At 58.4% G+C, this 21,583-nt stretch carries 13 protein-coding genes; 4 read left to right on the top strand and 9 right to left on the bottom strand.

Features of this window, described 5'->3' with window-relative positions; translation table 11 throughout:
• Positions 1-39: 39 nt before the first annotated feature.
• Positions 40-891, bottom strand: a complete 852-nt coding sequence (locus tag PLU72_11470) for a LysR family transcriptional regulator (protein ID HOT28800.1) — start codon at positions 889-891, stop codon at positions 40-42.
• Positions 892-1,043: 152 nt separating this feature from the next.
• On the opposite strand from PLU72_11470, the gene PLU72_11465 reads away from it, so the two are divergent.
• Positions 1,044-1,646 carry a hypothetical protein gene (locus tag PLU72_11465; GenBank protein ID HOT28799.1) on the top strand — a complete coding sequence of 201 codons (603 nt, stop codon included), beginning with the start codon at positions 1,044-1,046 and terminating at the stop codon, positions 1,644-1,646.
• 675 nt (positions 1,647-2,321) lie between these two features.
• On the opposite strand, the gene PLU72_11460 is transcribed toward PLU72_11465, so the two are convergent.
• The 3 genes from PLU72_11460 to PLU72_11450 are packed head-to-tail and all read right to left on the bottom strand — an operon-like array spanning position 2,322 to position 8,497.
• The gene (locus tag PLU72_11460; GenBank protein ID HOT28798.1) at positions 2,322-4,502 is read right to left on the bottom strand and encodes a hypothetical protein; all 2,181 of its coding nucleotides are present in this window, start codon (positions 4,500-4,502) and stop codon (positions 2,322-2,324) included.
• Positions 4,503-4,511: 9 nt separating this feature from the next.
• Complete coding sequence (locus tag PLU72_11455; protein ID HOT28797.1) at positions 4,512-5,072, bottom strand: hypothetical protein; 561 nt, start codon at positions 5,070-5,072, stop codon at positions 4,512-4,514.
• On the bottom strand, positions 5,069-8,497 hold the full coding sequence (locus PLU72_11450) for a hypothetical protein (GenBank protein ID HOT28796.1): 3,429 nt from the start codon (positions 8,495-8,497) through the stop codon (positions 5,069-5,071). Before PLU72_11450 ends, PLU72_11455 begins: the two co-directional genes overlap by 4 nt.
• On the opposite strand from PLU72_11450, the gene PLU72_11445 reads away from it, so the two are divergent.
• Positions 8,483-9,121, top strand: a complete 639-nt coding sequence (locus PLU72_11445) for a hypothetical protein (protein ID HOT28795.1) — start codon at positions 8,483-8,485, stop codon at positions 9,119-9,121. The genes PLU72_11450 and PLU72_11445 overlap by 15 nt on opposite strands.
• Before the next feature lie 723 nt (positions 9,122-9,844).
• On the top strand, positions 9,845-10,732 hold the full coding sequence (locus PLU72_11440; GenBank protein ID HOT28794.1) for an Rpn family recombination-promoting nuclease/putative transposase: 888 nt from the start codon (positions 9,845-9,847) through the stop codon (positions 10,730-10,732).
• A gap of 203 nt (positions 10,733-10,935) precedes the next feature.
• Here the strand turns inward: PLU72_11440 and PLU72_11435 are convergent, their stop codons facing one another.
• Positions 10,936-11,610: a hypothetical protein gene (locus PLU72_11435; protein HOT28793.1), complete on the bottom strand. Its 675-nt coding sequence runs from the start codon at positions 11,608-11,610 to the stop codon at positions 10,936-10,938.
• Between the two features lie 290 nt (positions 11,611-11,900).
• Here PLU72_11435 and PLU72_11430 point away from each other — a divergent pair, with 290 nt between their 5' ends.
• The gene (locus PLU72_11430; GenBank protein ID HOT28792.1) at positions 11,901-13,802 is read left to right on the top strand and encodes a hypothetical protein; all 1,902 of its coding nucleotides are present in this window, start codon (positions 11,901-11,903) and stop codon (positions 13,800-13,802) included.
• Positions 13,803-13,978: 176 nt separating this feature from the next.
• Here the strand turns inward: PLU72_11430 and pgk are convergent, their stop codons facing one another.
• The 4 genes from pgk to PLU72_11410 all read right to left on the bottom strand — a co-directional run bounded on the left by pgk (position 13,979) and on the right by PLU72_11410 (position 21,486).
• Positions 13,979-18,205: a phosphoglycerate kinase gene (pgk, locus tag PLU72_11425; GenBank protein HOT28791.1), complete on the bottom strand. Its 4,227-nt coding sequence runs from the start codon at positions 18,203-18,205 to the stop codon at positions 13,979-13,981.
• Positions 18,206-18,755: 550 nt separating this feature from the next.
• A complete protein-coding gene (locus PLU72_11420; protein ID HOT28790.1) occupies positions 18,756-19,289 on the bottom strand; it encodes a M48 family metallopeptidase in 534 nt (177 codons plus the stop codon).
• Positions 19,290-19,295: 6 nt separating this feature from the next.
• Positions 19,296-19,559 (bottom strand): zinc ribbon domain-containing protein, encoded by a 264-nt coding sequence (locus PLU72_11415; protein HOT28789.1) that lies wholly within the window; start codon positions 19,557-19,559, stop codon positions 19,296-19,298.
• 13 nt (positions 19,560-19,572) lie between these two features.
• Complete coding sequence (locus PLU72_11410; GenBank protein ID HOT28788.1) at positions 19,573-21,486, bottom strand: DUF4080 domain-containing protein; 1,914 nt, start codon at positions 21,484-21,486, stop codon at positions 19,573-19,575.
• Positions 21,487-21,583 lie beyond the last annotated feature (97 nt).

The following is a 21,583-nucleotide window of genomic DNA, read 5'->3' as shown; positions in this document are numbered from 1 at the left end:
CCGCCGTCGCTCTCCGAATTCGGGGGACGTGATACCGGATTATGAGCGTGCGCTTTGTTCTATGAAAGCGGCGAACTGGTCGGCAATTGGAGCCGGCCGTCGGCTTTTCCTCCGGATGAGGTGCAGGCGCATCCGCATCTGGGGGAACTCTTCGATCACTCGCAGGTCCGGTCCGACGATATAGGACGGCAGTACGGCCATGCCCAGCCCGTTGGCGACGATCTGGCGCACGAGGCCGGCGCAGTTGATGGGATTGAGCCGCTGAACGTCGGGAATTCTCGCGAAAAGCGTGGTTCCCGATGTCAGCGCCTGTTCCTGCCAGGTGCCGAGCAGATACAGGGGAAGCCGGGATGCGAGCGTTTCGATGTCATCCGTGAACGCGTTGGAGACGACGAGTTTGTGCGGGAACGAGCCGAGTTCGACTTCGTCGAGTTTGCGGGAAAAAGCCGGTCTCGAGATGATTCCAAGGTGGAACTTCTCGTCGATGACGCCGCTTTCGATGGTCGTCGTTTCGGCCTTTTCGAAAGCGATCGTCACGCCCGGATGCTTCTGAAAATACTCCCCGAGAATCTTCGGTAGCCAGTACATCAGGACGCTTTCGAGAACCCCGACCTTGATGGCGCCTTTGCGCGGATTTCCTGCGTTGGCGATATCGTCGACGATCTTCTCGAGAACCTGGAACACTTCTTCGCAGTGGGCGTAGAGCTTCTCCCCTTCAGCGGTGAGTTGGAGCGTCTTTCCCCGGACAAACAGCCTGCAGTGGAGCTCGGATTCGAGATTCTTCACCCCCTGGCTCAGGGCCGGCTGGGAAATGGCCAGGGCGTCCGCAGCCTTTGTGAAACTCTTCATGCGCGCGACGGAGTGAAAAAATCGCAAAAGCCTGAGATCCATACGCCTCTCCTGACAGTGACCGGGTGATACGAATTCTGCGGGAAGTATAACAGGTTTCGATACGTGAAATAACAACTATCAATTTTACATTCTATACTAAAGCGGCTATGTTCGTTCTGTAGGCCTTCAAATACTTCGACAGGAGAACGAAAATGGACGCCAAACGACTGAAAAAGATCAGTTTCATCAGGAAAAAAGGAAAAATCGAGCGCTCCGCGGACGCCGCTGTTACGGAGGACGTCATTGACCGGCAGAAAATACTTGATGATATACACATGGTGAAGGAGGAACTTCACAGGACGGAGAGAGAGTGCTCGGCGAACATCAGAGCGTCGGCATTTGCGGGCAAATATATGATCCCCGGCATCGACCACCTGATGGTCTGTTTCGACGACGGCTCGTTCCTCGGCTCGCGGAACCCCTTTGCCGTCATGAAACGCAGTGCGGACGGCTGGGGATTCGTCTTCATCACCGCCGGCCGCCCTGGCGCCGGTCAGAACAAATCGGTGGTCACCGAACTGACCTTCACGCAGTTCCTCGAGCTTGCCCGAGAACGCGGCCACACCGAGGATCACCTCGTCCCCGTCCCCATGCCGGAGCGCCTTTCGTCGAGAGACAACATCGAAAGACGCATCAACGCCGCCATGGATACCCGCTGTACCCTCGAGAACTCCGAAGACTTCTGCTTCTGGTGCCTCACCGGCCTCCGCAAAGGCTTCTTCACCACCGGCGATTTCCTCGAAATCGTCATCTGACGCCGCACAAGCTTCACTTGTCAGATCAGCCTTGCTGCAAGGAGATGCAACTATATGAAGCACTACTATGCGTCTCAGGTGTTGGACGACTATTGATTCCTGCAGAATGAATACTACCCGTTCGCCCTGAGCCTGTCGAAGGGCAAAATGAGGAATCATCGGCAAGTTGGCTGTTCGTGCTTCGACAAGCTCAGCACGAACGGAGACACGAAGCTGGTTTTTGATATGCAGGACTCAATAGTATCAACTGCAATATATATTATATCCGCATCGACATGATGCTCCCGTCCGCCCTGAGCCTGTCGAAGGGCGAGAGCACACGTGCTTCGATAGGAGCAGCACGAACGGTATCGAGCATGCGAGTGATTGTCGTGTTACTTGTGAGCTGAGCAGTATCCACAGCCTGGTAAGGCGTAGAGTTGACAGCGAGGTGAACCCTTGCTATAGGGGGGAATCTTGAAGATTCATCCACTCGATCATTCCCTACAATAGCCGGACGGCAAGAGATGCTTTCCTCGAGTCAGGCCGTTACAGGCGAACACAAGATGACATTCCATGGGGAATATCCAACGTTCATACCAGCTATCCGATCACCCGTCCGGCGAGTGAACCTCTCCGAATGCCAGAGGCCCGCCGGCGGGATGGTCGGGATAAGAGTACAGATGTAGTTGAATATCAGTCAGGCAGGTCGAGACCCCAGTCGTTGTTGCGCAGGGGCGGGAAGGAGTCGGCAAGCGACACTTCGATCTTGAGGCGCCCGTCAAGTCTCCTGGGCATGGTCAGGCGCAACACGCCGTCGGGCAGGCGCCATTCCATCGCCCTGATGACCTGGCCGAGCTGAACGTCCGCGGCAACATCTGCGCTCGGCTTTCCGAACTCGTATGTTTCGGCCGGCGCGCCGTAGCGGTTGAGCAAACCCCGTCGAACCCGCTCATAGACGTCGAGTCCGGTCAGCGAATCGGCGTCTATCAGAATGGTCAGACGCTCGAGGCGACCGTCACTCCCTGACAAAACCAAGCGTTGCCGCTGGGCGATCTCGTCGATGAAGGTGCCCTCGAACACGGAATATCTGTTCCATTGGCGCGATTCGTTCCCCAGGGCTGAGCGGGCGGCAATCATGCTTTCGGCATAATCGGCGCCGAGCTTCAGACCTCTCCAGATATCGACCCGGCCAGCGGGGGCGGCGACCCCGTCGGCCGATGCGACCATGAGCGGTGCGGTTCGGCGGCCGAGCATGGTGTCGAAGGCATATTGATACCAGAATGACGTCTGATGGGCCCGAGTCCAGAGACCGTTCGAGTCGTGACGCCTGATCTGCAGGTAGTCGATGCCGAACTGGTGGTCTCCCTTTCGCCAGGAATACCGGGTCGTGAGATCCGCCGTGTCGACGTCGACACGAAGAGGATTCGGTCGGTCATGACGCTGAAAACGGTAATAGAATCCAAGGTCGTGCTCCCGGCGGTGCAGGGAAAGGCCCAGCGCGGGAAACCACTCCCGGCTCTGCTCACCGCCGGCATCGATGAGACGCTGTCCGACGTCAAAGGCAAACCGCCCTGCGAACGAAGAAATATCGACGGCCCTATCGAATCCAGCCGTGAGCTGGTTCAGGCGATTGTCGCCAATGTCGTTTTTGGCGTTGTCTAACGTGCGCAGGGCCCAGCCGAGGCGGACCGTGAGACGGTCTGAATAGATGCGGCTCAGATCCACATTCAGCCCGCGCGTCGAGGTGCGAGCAGTGTCCTTGTCATCATAGAACATCTCGGAATACAAGTTGATGCCGCCCGTGATGCGCTTCTCGTGATTGACGGGGCCCCTGAGGGTCAGACCAGAAAGGTTGGTCCAGCGGGCATTATCAGACTCCCAGGCGTCCTGGAAACGCTGGAGGCGCAAAACGGCGCTTCTGCCTTGCTCGAGGTTCCAGGTGAAAAACCCTTCCCAGGAGCGCCTGTCGGCGGCGACGCTTCCGCCCACGGGCCGAAAATCGCCGCCCTGCGACTCGTGACTCAACCGGTACTGAAAATCCCGTCGGCCGCCGATCAACTGGAGGAACCGTCCCCAGTCGTCGTGGTCGAGGCCGCTTGCTGGCCCGGAAACTCCGTCGTGGTCGCCGACGAACCTGGCGAGCTCACCTTCGAGCGTTGCGCTGTCGCCGATCCGATGTTCGAAAGCGAGCCCCGTGGTATTCTGCCTGCGCTCCAGTGCCCCCACTGACGGATCGGCATCCCGGGTATTCCAGACGGAACTGAGAGCCGCACGGAAACGGCTCTCGTTCTGATACAGCCAGGAAAATCCGAGATTGGCGTCATCTGACTCGTGGAGATACTTCCAGTCCGGCTGTGATCGACCGTAGACAATTTGCATCGACTGGCTCACATCCCCCTGCGGTTTCGGCTGAAGGTCGAGAATGACGCCCTTGAGCGAACGCTGGAAGGTGCGACTGCTGAAGCTCGCATAGATATCGCCAGCTTCTAGACGGTAGGGAAGACCTGAATCACCTTTTTCACGAACCAGCCTGAATCTTTCCGTCTCACCACCCCAATAGCGACTGCGATAGAAAGAATTATTCCATAAGCCAGCATATTCTATTAGCCAGCGGTCGTAGGGGGTGTTCTCCTGAGACAACTGAAGCGCGAGGTTCTGATACGTATGGCGACCGGTGTTCTGATACGGGGCGGAATTCGGGTCGCCGAGCGAGCGGTATTCCTCTGTCCTGAGCATGGTGTCGCCGATGAGGTGCCACTCCCCTGGTTCGGCGGCCCCGGCCGCGCAGGCGAGCAGCAGAAACAGGAGGGCAAGAATCGGGCGATGAGAGCCAAGGCGAGCCGCAGGACGGGTATCGAAATTCGATGCTTTCATGTGGCAGCCTCACTTCCCAAGGTTCAGCGGGATCCGCTGACGGATGACGAAGAAATACTCGTTACGCCCTTCGCGACGCTGAAACCCGAGGGCCGGATCGTTGAATTCGATCTGGGTCGTTGCCCGGACTGAGACGCGCGTGCTGACATGCAGGGACGTTGGGGGAGAGCCCTCGATGCGGTTGTCCTGGTCGAGGGCCTGGGCGCTTTCCACCGAAAGCAGGCGAATACGCGCATCGCGCGGAACCTGACCGTCCCAGCTGGTGAGGAAACGGTCGCGATCGACGAACGAGGGACTGAGAAAGCGTGCTGTGTCCCCTTGATTCCATGAGTTCACCAGCCTCTGCATGGCTTCCCGAGCAAGCTGAGGTGACCGGGCGCGCGCCTCGCGCGCCAAACGTTCGGTGTCCTCCCCCGGGAGCGCACCCGTGGCCTGACGATCCGATGACCATGTTTCACGCGGCGCCGCAACCGGCTGAAGACTGCGAAAAGACGCATCAGAAACGTTCGCGATGCCGATCGTAATGAATGCGATAAATAGTATATATATAATTATATGTGAACGATTCACTGGAGCACCTCCGAACTTTCGATGACGAGGGTCAGATCGCCGCCCGCCCTGCGGTCGGCCGGAGCCTTCCCGTTCGAATTGACACGCAACTGCAGACGCACTCTGCGGCCGGCCACCGATACCATGTTGATCGTGTAGCTTTGGCCGGTGCGGATGCAGGGGGCTCCGCTCATTGGGTTGAAGGAAGAAGTGAAGTTCTTGGTTTCGAAGTCCCAACTTCCGCCTTGGGCGATACTACCGAAGTCGGGGAAAATCATGATTTCATCCGACGGAACGAGGTCTCCATCGGGCGGCGTCTGAAGAATCAGGGCATTTCCAGAGCCATCGTTGCGCAGATATCCCTTGCCGGTGTTAGGATCAAGCTCAATTCCGGCTATCAGCGCAAACAGCGCTTCTGGAAAATACGTCTGAAGACCGGTGTTGTTATTGAATGCAATGGAACCGCTGACTGCTGTACCCATGCCAGTCCCAGTGCCAGTCCCAGTGCCAGTTCCGGTGCCAGTCCCAGTTCCAGTGCCAGTCCCGGTGCCAGTGCCAGTCCCGGTGCCAGTGCCAGTTCCGGTGCCAGTGCCAGTTCCGGTTCCAGTGCCAGTTCCCGTGCCAGTCCCGGTGCCAGTCCCAGTGCCAGTTCCCGTGCCAGTCCCAGTTCCGGTCCCAGTGCCGGTGTCCGTTCCAGTTCCGGGCTTTCCAATCGGGATGATCTCGGCAGGTTCTCTCGAGCCGGTGGAACCGCCCGGAAGTGACACGGCATGGGTGGCAACCGGGTCAACCGCATCGAACGGGTTGTTGCCACGGCCCGGCACCACCTGGACGAGTTCGAAGTCCCAGTCGAACCCACCGTCTGCTCGGTCCGGTCCGGCCGGAGGTGGCTCGACCGTGCCGCCTGGAGGTATCGCGTCGAAACCTGCTGGGGTTCTGGTAGTCCCGGCCGCTTCCCGGCCGCTTACCGAAACACTGATGTTCAATCGTGCCGTCTCTTCCCACTGACGCTTCATCTTTTCGGCTTCGAGGCGAACGGTGACGGGGATGACCGAGCCGGGCCTCGCCGCTTGGCCGACCTGGAGAACGCCGTATACCTTGTATCCTCGAGGTCCTTGGCCGATCGAAAGTTCGGAACGGCTGAATCCGCTCTCTGCGGATGTGGTCGAGAAGATGAGTCGGTGCGGCGACTCGATATCCTGCGGGGCGCAGGTAACGACGACCGGCACGGCCACCGTTTTCCCGGGCTCAACCGGCGAAATGTCGGACGTGGCCAAAGACGCCTGAAGATCCTTTTCTGCATCGAGCTTTGCGGCCGATCGGACGTCGAGTTCGGCGACTTCTTTCCCTTGGGCGTTGAACACTTTGGCGGTCCACAGTCCCGAGGAGAACGTCGACGTGCTTTCCCAAAATTCGCCCTTTCGCTCGAAACCGCGCATTTCGGTTTTATCGCCGACGCGACGCCATTGCACCTTGAAACCGCTCATGTTCGCCGGGCCATGGCAACGAAGAGCCGTTATTGTGCCCTTGTCGAGCGTCGTTTGAATAAGACGCAAAACGTTCAGCGTCACCTGCATGTTGTCGGGTTTGAGAACGTTCGTTCCGTCGATCAGCCAGCCGCGCTTGGCCCAGGCCTGAATGGCCGGGGCAACCCCGATTCTGAACAGACCGCTCTCGAAGGGCGCCATCGTCTGCATTTTTTCGAGCGAAGCGGCTCGGAAGGCGCCATCCGGCTCGAGCGCGAACGGCGAACCAGGCTGATCGAGGAGGCCGAAGTTGAGCGGCAAATAAGCCGTTCGACCGTCGGACGAGCCGATCTGAAGGCCGATTCCGAAATCCCAATGCTCCTTTTTCGCTGGCGCGAACAGATCGGCTGCCATGATGCCAATCGCACCAGAGCCGAGTTTCTGCGCAAATGTCAGGCGGGTGATCCGTGCATGCCCTACGATGTCTGGAAGAACGGCCTGATACACCGTCTGCCCCAGGTCGTCGAAAATCTCGATGTTGCCGTTGACGAATGGCAGTTCGACACTCGCATTCTTTGCATCGAGGGGGACGGTGCTGGGATCGATCGTTATCGCGCCGTTCGCTTCCCAGCCACCGGCAGACCGACTGAGTTTTTCCGAGTGGGCGAGTTTGTACGCGCTCTTATAATTGCCTCCAAGAGTAATTTTCACCTTGTAGGCGGACATGTCGACGCCTCCCTCGGCGAAAACCCTGAACTTTACAGGTTCACCGACGACGGCGGAAATCACGCTCTGCGCGGAAGACGTAGACGGAGCTGCAAGTCCTGGATTGATGACTGCTACGGGGTGAAACAAACTGCTGGCGATGTTGAACTGGATCTGAGGTCCCTTTTCGTTCGATTTCAGCCACATGGTGACCCTGTCGACTCCGACAGCCTCACCAGGCATAATCGCAAATGCATGTCGATCCGAAGTGCGGGAAATGACAGCAGCTCCGGGACCGGTCTGCTTGAACTGAATCATATCGCTTGGAACGGGAATGTTCTCGCCCTGGGTCTCATCGGCGGCTTGGACTTGCGCTATGACCGTCGTGGATACTCGCTGTGCCAAGCCGACGATCAGATTTATGGTCTGCGGGCTACCTAAGATGAGCGATTTGACCCCCCATACGCGAACGGTAATGGTTTGTTTCTCTTTGCCTGCGGTCAGATGAACCTTCCCGATGCCTGGTTTTATCGGAATGATATCAAGACCGTCGAGGCCGACTGCCCCTTCGGCACTCAGAGACCCGCCACTATTGGCGATGTATTTCACGCCGCCTTCACTGCCGCTTCTTATGAGGGTGTAGGAGACCCGCGCGTTTCGCCTTGTGTTAGGCTTCAGTTCACGAGTCGCGTCGTCGATGGCGAGGTCATTCGATGAGACGGAAAACTCCGTGATGGAAGGGGGAAGGAGTTCGCCTTTCGGCGGCTCGGCATCTTGATTCGCTTGCCTGGTGGCCTCGATGTGCCTTCGAGTATTTTCCTCGGTAATCTTCGCTTCGATGTCTTTGATTCGTTGGTCGATGTCGGAAAGGGTCTTGGTGATGGCGACGAGTCGCGACTTTTTGCGCTCGAACTCATTCCTGGCGGATGCAACGTCGTTATACAATTGGGCCAACTGCGGCTCCACCTGAGCGATGGCCTGGTTGATCGATTCGAGCGTCACCGAAAAATCCCGAAAGGCCTTATCTCTATCCGGAGTGCCGTACAACGCTTCATTCGCCTGGTCGAGCATCGATGATGCCATGTCGTTGACCTTGTTCTGTACAAGGATCATCCCGACTTGCGGCAGGTAATACAATGCATTCTTGCTTTTTTCCCAGAGGATTTTTCTCGTCGATTCGGGCATGATGCCGGAGAAGTCCGCCAATTCCAGCGCCGCGTCTCTCACCCCATGCACCAGTTCCTGGACCTGGGGGAACGTTTGATACAGGTCCATCGAGTCTTTCGCGACCATCGCGGTCTTTTGAAGGTTGGCCAGCCCCTTGAAGATGGGCTTTTTCGCACCTTCGAGAAACCCGGAGGGATCGACGGCTTCCTTGAGCCGGATCGTGCCTGGGGCACCGTTTCGCGCAAAATCGACGAAGGAGGTGATCAGGCGGCCGATTTCGATGAGCGCAGGACCGATGGCGACCGCAACCTTGTTGCGAATCTCCTTCTCGAGGATGACCTCTTCGATATGATACTGGGATATCGTCGCCTGGTCTGGATTCTTGCCCCGGACCACCCTGTAAAATTCCTTGAAGTCCTCGACTGTCTTTCGCGATTTCTTGTATACCGCATAAGCGTCTGCCAGGTCATACGGCGCCCTGACCCGGGCCATTTTCTGTTCGATCGCCCGGGCCTGGTTTTTCAGTTCCTGGAGGCCGCTCGACTCGATATCGTATCGATCTTGCATCTGCCGGACGATCGCTTCCTGATGGTCGTAGGCCGTGTTTGCCAGCGTCAGAATCCTCGTTATCTCTTCTTTCGAACCCTGAAGCAATTTCAGGAGCTTGACCTGCTCGTCATACGAGTCTTCGGCAAACAACGGGAGCACCCCCAGGTGAAAGAGCAACGATAATCCTGCAACAAGGGCGATGATGACTCGACGCCATGCAGCCATGGGTTTCCTCCGGCCTTCTCATGATACTGATAATGATTCTAAGCCCCGCAGCCCCGAACGATTCGATGGCAACTGCGATGATTTATGTAAAACCATACAAGGGGGGGGGGATGTCAACTTCGCATCAAATCGCCGAACGGCAGGGCCATGGCGATCGATGAACTCTGCCGCGTCGGCGTCTGCGGCAGCTGCGATCAGGAGCCGCGGGGAGGCTCGAAGCACGCCGATCCACGAGGAACGGTAGGCCGCCTGATTCTCGATCACGGTGGGGGTCCTGATGCCTGATTCGCCGCAGAGAAAACAGTTCGCCATCTCGGCGACCAGTTCTTCCTTCGAATAGAGATCCCTGCTGACGATCGGTTCTGAAAAATGCTGCCGGCCGAGTCGCGACGGGTGACCCGTCGAGTGGGCGATATCGTGAAACAATGTCGCGTAATACTCCTCGATCGATCTGAAGAGTCCTTTGTCGGGCATGAATATCAGGTCGACAGAAGGGGATTATGCGGCGCTGTCATATATTCTAATATAATAAATAATATATATAATATGCAACACTCGGCTCGCAATCCGAAAGTATTTTTTCCCCAGGTGGGTTGTTCGGCTGATGTCTTTTTGTAGGGGATTCGCCGAGCGCTATCAATTCCGGCAGTCTCCTCGGAATATCAGAGGGAGATTACCGGCGTGGAGAGAAGGAAAATTTACCCGCTCAGGGATGATTTCGTGTTCAAGTTCGTGTTCGGGAAACCGGGGAACGAGGGCATTCTGGCGCGCCTGCTCGATGCCCTGCTGCACTTCGAGGGCGACAGGTGCATCGAGGAGCTCGAGCTGATCTCGCCGTTGAACCTTCAGCAGTGCCGCGACGACAAGTTCACGATCGTCGATGTGCGCGCCTTCGACCGCCGCGGCCGCCGCTTCTCGATCGAGATGCAGGTGAGTGCCGACCCGGTGTTCGAGAAGCGCATGGCCTACTACCTGGCGCTTCTCTACGCCGGTCAACTGCGGAAAGGGGAGCCCTTCGACGGCCTCTGCCCCGCCTACGGAATTGCGGTGCTCGATTTCGTGCTCTTCCCCTGTCGCGAGCGGTTCGAGTCGGGGTACGTATTCCGTGAGATGGACACCGGCGAAATCCTGCCCGATCTCATGGAACTGCATTTCGTCGAGCTTCCCAAATACCAGGTGCGCCGCAGGGCCTTGCGGACCCGCCTGGAAAAATGGTTATATATCCTGAAGTTCGGCGAGCGGTATGCGGCCGACCAGCCGTTGCCCGACGATATTACCGCCGAACGGGAGCTGACCATGGCGATCGATGAACTCCGCCGCGTCAACGCCGACGAACAGATGCGCGCCATTCTCGAACAACGCGATAAAGAAGAACGCATCCAACTCACCCGCCTCAAAGCTGCCGAATCCCGTGGAATTGAGAAGGGAATCGCAAAAGGAATCAGTGACGAGCGTGCATCGGTCGCAAGACGTATGCTCGATATGGGGTGTGAGGATGCGATGATTCTACGGGCAACGGGATTGACTCAAGATGGCCTCGAACATGTGAAAAGGGCCAAAGGTTGTTGATTTGCTCGTCAGGGGGCCGAACGTGAGCTGGCCATGGCGATCGATGAACTCCGCCGCGTCAACGCCGACGAACAGATGCGCCGACCTGAAATAATTCGGGGCAATACAAGGCGCGTCGGAAGATCAGCCGGAGGCTGGCTGTTGTCAGCAGACCGGGGAATCGCAGCAGATGTCGCGAACGATAGGCGACGAGGCACCCTTCGCTATTTCGTTAATGTGAACGAGAAACGCAGCATTCTCCCGCTCATTTCAAAACCGGAAAGAACGGCCTTCTGACCGATTCCCGGGACAAACCCTTCGGGATTGATCGTCACGTCGATGGCAACCGAGCCGTCGGCGCCGTCTGTGGCTCGAGTTGTGCAGCCCTTGATGAACACCCGTTTCAGGGCATCGTCGACGTATTTCTTGAGCAGGCGGGAAAAAACAGTGAGTTCAAAGCCCATCACCTTGAGGCCGATGATGTTCATGCGAAAGGAATTCTCCTTCAAAAACGCGAATTCGATGCGCGACTCGAATCTCGGGTTGATGAACAGGGGGCCGTCAAGCCGGCCGTTGATGCCGATAGAGGAAGCATCGAATCGGAGATTGAGTTCCAGAATTTCTTTCGGCAGCTCTTTCTTCAAAAAGTCGCGCATCAGAGCGCTGCGCACCAGTCCCTCGCCGACCAGGACCTGACAGTCTGCTGAGACCTGCGAAACTCTGGAGGTGCCGCCGGCCTCGGCCCGCAGGATGCCTTTGCTGATAAGGGTCTGCAAGGCTTGTTTCACCGCCGGATCGTTCGTATGTTCGGCTTCGAAGACGATCTGTTGGTAGGACTGACGATCGATGCTCAAGGCGATACCGGCGATACCGAGACAGAGAACCGAAATGAAAATCATTCGGACTCGTACAGCCTTCGAAAACATGATTCGTTCTCCTCAACGCAAATGCTGGCACATAGTATCAGCATACGAATTCCCGAGCATTTTCACAACTCCCATTCGATTCCATGGCTCAAACCTATCCGGCCGCGTGCATGTTGATCATTGGTTGCGGCGTCAGGGCGGGTATGGAATGACCTTGCGACGGAATATGGGCAAATTTGTGCCATTTGAGGGCTTCCGGGCCCGGGGAGAGGTTGGTATAATGAACGAAAAGCGTTGCATTCCATCGAGTAAGGAGTATGCCCATGAAACGCACCCTCAAGACGATCCTTGCCGGCATGATGATCTGGTCGGCCACCGTCATGCCCGCTGCCGCCCAGGAATGGATGGACGCGACGCACCTGTTCGAAGACGAGACGAAGTGGCTGGCAGACAATGCGCTGAAAGAGACGCGCGGCGAATACATGCTGCGCACGCGCGGCATGGTCATGTATGCCGATTCCAAGCCTGCCGAGGTCGGCGACGAGGTCACCTTCACCACGATGAACGTGGCCGAGAAGAAACCCGAGAAGACTCCGGCCGTCCTGAAGAAGATCGGCAAGCACTGCTACGTGTTCGTCGAAAAGGGCAAGACGGTTTCGGCCGCCGCGATCGAGAAGATCGTCAAGACCTTCGACGAGAAGATCTACCCGACCAACACCTCGACGTTCGGCTCGGAATGGAAGCCCGGCATCGACGGCGACGAGAAGATCACCCTGCTGTTCCTCGACATCAAGGACGGCTACCAGAAAGACGGCCCCAACAAGGGCTACGTCGCCGGGTACTTCTACGCGGGCGACGAGTATTCCAAAGAGAAGAATCCCCAGAGCAACGAGCGCGAGATGCTGTATCTCGACATCGACCCGGCCGACCCGACGAAAGAGAGCTACCTGGGAGTCGTGGCGCACGAGTTCCAGCACATGATCCACTGGCACAATGACCCCAAGGAGCACACCTGGGTCAACGAGAGCATGTCGCAGCTCGCCACGTTCCTGAACGGGTTCGACCACCCCTCGCAGGTGTTCGCCTTCATCAAGGCCCCCGACAACAACATGTGCGCCTGGTCGCAGGAGACGCCGATCGCCAATTACGGCCAGGTCTATCTGTTTGCCTATTACATGATGAACCACGCCGTTACCAAGACCGACGAAGCCCGCAAGCAATTCATCCGCGACCTGGTTGAGAGCGACGTTCACGGAACAGACGGATACGAACGCACCCTCAAAAAGCACGGCGGCACCCTCAAATTCTCTCAGTATTTCGACGCGTTCAATGTCGCCAACCACTTGAACGACCCCAGGATCGCTTCGGGACTCTACGGCTACGACAAGAATCTCGGCAAGCTGAAACTCGACCCGATGATCCACCACAAGAACGCCCCCTTCACCGGGAAGGGCACGGTCAAGTGCTGGTCCTCGCGCTCGGTGACGTTCGACATCTCGAAGGCGACCGGCAAGATCACGGTCGCGTTCGCCGGGCAGACTCAGAAGGCCGAGGAGAACGTCTCCAATGCGTGGTCGGTCGCGGCCGTGATGATCGATTCCAAGGGCAAGGCGAAAACCGGCATCGAATGGCTGAAACTGAAGGCCGGAAAGGGCGAGCAGCAGCTCGAAACGTCCGCCGGCGTCCATGACACCTTGATGCTCGTTTTCGTGAATCGCGGTCACGAGGGCGGCGACATGGAACTCGCCTTCGCCAAGGCCGTCCCGCCGGCTCCGTTCGCATACTCGGTCGGCCTCACCGGTGGCACGACCGCCGTCGCCGCCGCCCGCCGCACGACGGTCAAGCCGCGCACCTCGGCCCGTCGGACCACCGTCCGCCGCTCAATCGAGGAGATGGCCGCCCGCAAGCCGCTGGGCGAGGAAATGGCCCGCGTGCTTTCCGACGGCAGCAACGTGATCGCCGCGATCACGAACTCCGCCGTGAACAACGAATACGAAAACCAGAAGAACGAGGAGACTGCTCTGTTCGAGGACATCCGCCAGGATGTCATCGACGGCAAGATGGGCACGCTCGTCGATTTCGTCGAAGTTTGGAAGGCCGCCGGGGTTACCGCCCGCGAGAATCTCGCCGGCCTACGCACCCGGTTGATCGACTTCCTGCGGTTCGAGTCGATGCAGAACAACCGCACCGACCTCGACGCCTACATTACAGACCTCACCGCCTGATTCTCACGCTTTCCCAAGCCACGCCGGTCACGGGTTGACCGGCGTGGTTTTGTCCGAAAAATAAACCCATGAATATAATTCTTTGAAATCAATTGCCCAATGCAACAATCGGTTGAAAGTGCCCGTAGGGGCGGGTTTCAAACCCGCCCCTACAGGAACGCATGCGATCGGTGCGGTTAGTCCGAGTCGAGGACGGAGATGCCGGGGAGGGTGAGGCGTTCGAGGAACTCGAGGCTGGCGCCGCCGCCGGTCGAGACGTGGGTCATCTTGTCGGCGACGCCCGCCGTCTTCACGGCCGCGGCCGAGTCGCCGCCGCCGATGATGACGATCTTGCCCTTTTCGGCCATCTTCGCGAGTTCGATCGAAAGCCGGGTCGTGCCGACCGAGCCCTCCTTGATCTCGAAGGCGCCGATCGGGCCGTTCCAGAGGACCGTACCGGCCTTGTCGAGAATCGAGAGGGCATGATCGATCGAGGCTTCGCCAAGGTCAAACGATTCCCATCCTTCCTTGATCTTTGTCACGTTCCGCTCGAGATTGCCGACTTTCTGGTTGGCGAAGTCGAACTTGTCGGTGATCACGAAGTCTCGCGGCAGAACGATCTTGTCGCCGTATTTCTCCATCAGCTTCTTCGCCGTGTCGAGCATCGACTCCTCGACGAGCGACTTCTGCACGTCGAAGCCGGTGGCTTTGAGCAAGGTGTAGCCGATGCCGCCGCCGACGATCAGCTGGTCGATCTTCTGGAGTAGTGATTCTATGATGCCGAGCTTGGTAGAGATCTTCGAGCCGCCGGTAATGCCGACGAACGGCCGTTTCGGGGAGCTGACCGCCGTGCCGAGATACTTCAGCTCCTTCTCGACGAGCAAGCCGGCGAGCTTCATGCTGACGAACCTGGTCACGCCCGTGATCGAGGCGTGGCTCCGATGGCTCGTTCCGAATGCGTCGTTCACGTAGATGCCGTCGGAAAGTCCGGCGAGGCCGCGCGAGAAGATCGAGTCGTTCTCCTTCTCGCCGATCGCGAACCGCAGGTTCTCGAGAATGTTGACCTTGCCCTTGACGATGTCGCTCTTCTGGATGAGCACGCCCGACGAGGCGATACTGTTCTCGTGAAAGACGAGATCGTCGAACCGGTCTCGGAGATAGGCGGCGACCGGCTTGAGGCTGTATTCCGAGTAAATCTCCTCGCGGGATTTCCCCTTTTTCTCCTGCTTGTCAGGCTCGCCGAAGTGCGAGCACAGGATGGGCGTGGCGCCTTGCTCGAGCAGATAGTTGATGGTCGGAAGCGCAGCGTCGATACGGGTCGAGTCGGTGATCTTTCCCTTCGACAGCGGCACGTTCAGATCGAGACGGACCAGCACGTTGTGGCCGCCGAGCACCTCCCTGCCAACGCTGGTGATGACCTTTTTGCGGAACCCCGTTTCCTTTTCGAGGATCGAGATCTTTTCCTGGATGATCCGCTCGACCTCCTTCGCCGCATCGACCGAGGAGCCGGCCTTTCGAATCGTATCGAGGATGTTATGAGTCTTGATGAAACTGTTGGAGAGGGGCGCCGAGCCTCGATACAGGTAACCGCCGTTCGCGTCGAGGGTCACGAGTTCGCCTTCCTTCAAAACGACGTCTGTCTCGCCCTTGAACGTCACGGTTCGCTGTTCGAGGTCGATGACCGCGTTCGAACAGCCGACGAGGCACGGCTTGTTGAGGGTGATCGAGGTGATGGCCGCGTGCGAAGTCCGGCCGGGGAAGATCGTGGCGATCGCATGGGAATTGTTGATGATATAAAAATCGGATGGCTTGGTGTTTTGCGCGAAATACACGATGTTCTCTCGGTTGCCCCTGATTTCCTCGAGCTTTTCGGGGGTCAGCACCAGCGTGCCCAGGACGATGCCGTGGTTGATCGGGACACCTTCGCAGACCGGGGGCTTCCATTCGCGATACTCCCCTTCGACTCGCGGCACGGAAATGAAGGGATTCGACGTGCAGAGTCGTTCGATGCGCTTGATGAACTCTTCGATCGTGATGATGCCCTTCTTGAGCATGTCGGTGCCGACGACGAGCTTCGCGTAGTTGCTGATGCTCGCGCGGCGCGTCTGCAGAAGATAGAGGCGATCGTCCTCGACGGTGAACTCGATGTCGAGATCGTGCTTGAGCTCGCGTTCGAGCGTGGTCTTGTATTTCAGGAGCTCGGCGCGGATATGCTCGGGGATCTCGGAGATCGAGTGGGTGATGATGTTCCCCATCACCACGTCCTCGCCCTGGGTCATTTCCTTGTATTCGCCGAACAATTCGTCGTTTCCGGTGATCGGATTGCGGGTGAACAGCACGCCGCTGAGGCAGGAGGGGTTCTTGTTTCCGAACACCATCTGCTGGACCGTCACGGCGGTGCCGTACAGCACGTCGATCGAGAGCTCCTTCAGATACTCCCTGACCGTCTGCGAACGGCTCGAGGCGAAGACGAGCCTGATGCACTTCACGAGTTGCTCGAACGGGTCCGTCAGGAACGAGTCGCCGAGTTCTTTTCTGACGATCTGTTCGGCACGCGCGATCATGGCTTTGATCGGCTCGTTTTCCTCTTTTTCGGCGTTGATTTCGAGCGCCACGATGACGTTCTTGAGGAATCGGAGGTAGATGCTGGATGCGAAGGTTTCTCCATGTCTGGCGGCAAGGGCTTTTAAAATATCAGGTGTTATACCGACGTTCAGGATCGTGCACATCGAGCCTGGGAGGGAAATGGTGGTGCCGGAGCGAACCGAGACGAGCAGGGGTTCTTCCGGGGAACCGAGTTTTTTCGCGGTCTTCTCCTCGAGCTGGTGGAGGTAGGTCTTGACGGCCGCCCTGAACCCCGCGACGTCGGCGTTGTCGCTGAAGATCGCCTTGCAGATGGGGAGGCCGAGGATGAACGCGTGCGGGATGTTGACCCCGAGATCGTGCATGTCGATGATGCCGTTTCCCTTGCCGCCCAGCCAGGGCCGGACGGCATCGGGGGTGGGGGTCCAGGTCGTGGCGATGAACTCGTCGTAGTTGCCGCGGACGGACGGGACCTCGAGCGCGCGATACTTGCCGTAAAGGCTGTTTTCGGCGTTCTTCGACGCGAGCTCCCGGTTGAGAAACGAGATGATTTTTTCGATGAACTCGTTGAGCGCGTGGAACTCGGTCGTGCGCACGAAATTATTGAAAAACCGGTCCTTGATGGGGGACAGGTTCGACGTCGGGATCTTGTAAGCCTCGAGCACGTAGTTGAGCATTTGGCCCAGGCGGAGGAAGGTCGTCTTCTGCATGTGCTGCTGCAGTTCGATCGAGATGGTCTGCATCGTCCGTTTCGTCTTGAGGATCTCGATGGTCTCCATCGCGTAGAGGGTTCCGAGGTCCTTGAGCAGCTTCTCGTTCGATTCGGTGATGATGCCCTTCTGATTGAGGAGCTCGAGGACCTCCTTCACGAGGAGGATGCACTCCTTGATGTTCGCGAAGGTAATCGTCTCGTAGTGGTTGTTGGTCAGGTCGTTGGTAAAGAGAAAGACGAGCCTACCAAGGTCGAGGTCGAGGTTCAGGAAGTCGAACAGCGCGATCCGCTTCTCGAAATACGACTTCTTCAGGAGCATCTTGAAACTCGCGAGGCGCTTGAGACAGTCGAAGAGGTTGTGCCTGTCGTGAATATAGACAGGAGTACATATTTCTAGGAACGTTTCCATCTCCTTCCTGAGGAAGCATTTCTCGAACAGGTCGAGATGCTTCGCCAGGTTCGCCTTTACGGTGGGGATGTCGCCGTTCTGGTAGTCCCAGAGGTAGCTTAGTTTCTCGTTCATCTCGTTCGCGAGATCGATGAACTCGCGGTCTTCGGAGCCGCGGACATACCGGTTCGCGAGCGCCATGTAGCCGGCCCGCCTCATCGGCTCGGGATCGTTGTCGATGACGAGCTTGAGATAAGGATCGATATATTTTGTGAGGATTCTCGGAGAGAGACGCCTGTGGACTTCCTTGCGGAGGTCGCCGGCGAAGGAGAGCAGCGGGTCGTTCCCGGGCCGGGCTTCCTCGAACTGCTCGGCGGCGCTCCGAATGTCGCCGATGAGGTCGCTCCCGCCCGAACGGATCGGGAGCTTTTTCAGGAGTTCCCTAAAGTAGTAGATATACTCGCTGGAAGGGGACTCCATGCTGTTGAGGGTCCGCACGGTCTCGTCATGCACCCGTTGATAAATGGTTTCGATGTTTTCCTTGACGTCCCTGCCGTCGTAGATCTTGTCTTCCTTGTCCAGAAGCCGGATGTTCACCAGGACGGCGATGATGATGTCGATCTTCCTCTCCTGAACAGGCTCTTCGCGGGATGCAATTATCTTGTTTATTATTTTATCCCACGTGTTCAGGGGTTCCATTGCATGATCGGACGCGAACAGAGCGGTGCTGCCGGTTGCCATACCTTTCCTCCCTCGGTGAACTCTCTTTTCTGAATAACACGTCCGCCCCCGATTGTCCATTTCGGCCTCACGAACAGAGAGACGAACATCGGAGTCACAGAGGTTTGCCCTGTGCATCCGAACGGGGCTGTAGGGGCGGGTGCGAAACCCTCATTCTTGCCCGCATCTTCGCAAAGACCGTTCAAATGCAGACTTGCAGGGCGGGTCTCCGTTTTTCGAAAATCGCGCCGTGTCCCCTCCATTAGCGCGTCATCCTGACGCATTTCGGGGATAGGCACTTCGTGTGCGGAACACCTTTCCGCCAGCTCGAACCGATTGCTTCCCGCTCATCTCCATGGCTTTGCCAGAACACCTTAGAATCGCCATCCTGGCGATCTGCGGGGTGCCCGTCCTTTCTGGGCGGGCATGGCAAGCCATGGGATTCGCTTACGGATCGGTTCGGCCGGCGTCAAGAGTCTCACTCTGCGAATTTCGAAAAACCGTTTCTATCAATAGCCGGTGTGGCATTTGGTGAAGGTGCCATTCAAGCGTACCCCGCATTGAGTAAGAATCAGGGTTCGAAACCCGCCCCTGAGGCGAAACCCGTGATTGTTTGCCAGGTGAGGAGGGAGGCGCCGCAGACCTTCAGCCAGGCTTCGTGGCTGCGATAGTCGGGGCAGCGCTGTTCGACGAGGCGCCAGAAGCGTTCGGAGTGGTTCATTTCGTCGAGGTGGGCCGTCTCGTGGACGACGAGGTAGTCGATCACCCAGGGCGGAGCCATGACGAGGCGCCAGTTGAAATTGAGATTGCGGCGGACCGAACAGCTTCCCCAGCGGCTTCGGGTATCCTTGATCGTGACGGTGCCGATGCTGAGCCCGTGCCGGCGGCAGATGGCGCGGACGCGTTCGCCAAGCACGCGGCCGGCCTGGGCACGAAGCCAATTCTCGACCATGCGACGAACCACGGCCTTCAGCCGGTGGTCGGGAACGAAGGCCGGAACGCCAGCCCGAATGACGCCTTCATGCTCGATCAGGCGCCCCTCGGCGAACGGCGTGCGACGGATGTCGAGCGCGAGCCGGTTACCGAGATAGGGAACGTCGGTCATCGGACGTCAGACCACCTCGTCGTATTTGCCCCCGCCGCGGTTGACGAGTTTTTTGAAGCCGTGCTTTTTCAGGTTGTCGTCGGAAAGGATATTCTTCGTCGAGTCGTCGCGCACGGTCGGGGTGGCGTGCATGAACCTGACGATCTCGCTGCCGCAGTCGGGGCAGGCCGTCAGGGCATTCTCGCTCATCCGCTGGATGATTTCGTAGCATTCGCGGCAGGTGTCGCAGGACTTCTCGGGGGTCTTGGCGCGATACGTATATGTAGGCATATATAATGCTCCCTCAGGAATCGATGGAGACGACGGCGGAATCGTTACGGGGCTTCCGCCGGAGTTTCGGATCGAACAGGTGGCCGGCGGCGAGCAGGGCGGCCTGCCGCGCTTGCCAGACGGATAGCGGCTGTTCAGCGTAGCCGAGATCGTTCCAGGTCGAGACGATCGCATCGAGCCCGGCGCCTTCAACCGCGCCGGCGAGAAGAAACCTGTCCATGAAAGAGAGGGCCGGAACGACTGTGCGGGGCGTTTTCGACAGGTCTGTCTCGTGAGCGTAGACGACGGGGCAGGGGGGGGTGGCGAGGACGGTCGTAACGGGAAACGAGTGCTCCGCGAGAGGGTCGGTCGCGTACCAGAACACTCGCAGTCCGGGGACGAGCTTGAGTTTCGAGCCTGTTTCGCCGGCCGGGAACGCGGGCGCCGGAAGCGATTTCCCCGACGGCACTTTCTGGGTCAGGCGATGCTCGTGCGCGAGAACGTCGGACACGATCGTCTGTTCGGATCTCGAGAGATCGAGGCTCGCGATGAAGAGAGATAGACCGTCCCTGACGGCGTCGGGGCCGAACTGGTAGAACGGCCTCCGGCTCGTGCGCCAGAACGTGGCGAGCGCCTCATACATCGCTGACGGCACGCTTTTGAAGCGCATTCGCATGAGGGTGTCAAGCGTCAGGGCGAAACGGCCTGGGTTGCCGATTCCCTCGACGATCTTGCCGATATCCTGAATTTTCACCATCTCTTCCGCCGACAGCCAGTTCGTTCGGACGACGGCATACGGGGGAAGGGGGGCGCAGACCAGTTCGCCGGCTTCGACGTTCCGTTCGAGCGCCGTTCCGCGAAGCACCTTCACCCAGCCGACCTGGACGGTGTCGGGGTTCCAGGAAACGGCCTCGTCGAGCGAGGCGAGGAACCGTTCGTAGGATTCGCCGGGGAGGCCGGCCAGAAGGTCGAGGTGGATGTGACAGTGCGTGCGGGCGCGCAGGCGTTTGATGTTTTCGGCGAGTCGCGGGACGTCGGGGGCCCGGGAAACCGCCCTGAGCGTCTGTGGGTCGGTCGACTGGACGCCGATTTCGAGATGGAACAGATCGGCGGGCGCCTGACCGAGAAGCTCGAGAAGTTCGTCGTCGAGGATGTCCGCCTTGAGCTCGAGGTGAAACTGAACGTTCCCTTTCTGCCGTTCGAGAATATGTCTGATGATCGCCGCCGCCCGGCCGGGGTCCTGGTTGAACGTGCGGTCGGCGAAGCGCACCTGCTTGTAATCGGAGTCGATGAACCAGTCGAGATCCGCGCGGACGCGGTCGAGGGAAAACGACCTCCACGGCCCGTTCACGGAACTGAGGCAGTAGGTGCAGCGATAGGGACAGCCGCGCGAAGCCTCGTAGTAGGTGAAACCGTTCCCCCGGCCGTACAGGCCGATCTGGAATGGGGAGGGGATGATGTCGAGATCGGAGATGAACTCGCGGTCGGGTTCGTGGATAATCTCGCCGTTCTTCCGATGAGTGAGGCCGGAGACGCCCGAGATGCCGCTTCCCGACTCGAGCTTGAGCATGAGGTCCTCGAATGTCGCCTCGCCTTCGCCTCGAATGACCGCGTCGATCCAAGAGTGGCGCCGCATCAGAAGCTCGGCCTGGTGTGTCACTTCGGGGCCTCCGAGCAGAATGAACGTGTCGGGGCAGGCGGCTTTGAGGGCCCCGCTGACGGCAAGCACATGCTGGAGGCTCCAGATGTAGGTCGAAAAACCGACGAGCAGCGGCGAGCGGAGGATGAGCTCCTGGACGAGGGAGTCGGTTCCCATGTTCAGGTCGTGGTCGATGCGGTCGATCTGCCGTCTCTCGGGAACTCTCTGCCAGAAGCCCTGGAGCATGGCACAGGCGAGGCCGGCGTGGGTGTGGCGCGTGTTCAGCGAAACGAGGATCGGATTCTTCATGGTTCGGAACCCATAGTATAATGCAATTCCGTTGCAACAGACAAGACGTCGGATCGGCCGAACGCCGTTCCGGCATGATGTGGAACGCTATTCGAGG

The sequence above is a fragment of the Candidatus Ozemobacteraceae bacterium genome, assembly GCA_035373905.1.
Lineage (GTDB): Bacteria > Muiribacteriota > Ozemobacteria > Ozemobacterales > Ozemobacteraceae > MWAR01.
This window is presented reverse-complemented; position numbering and strand designations above follow the sequence as displayed.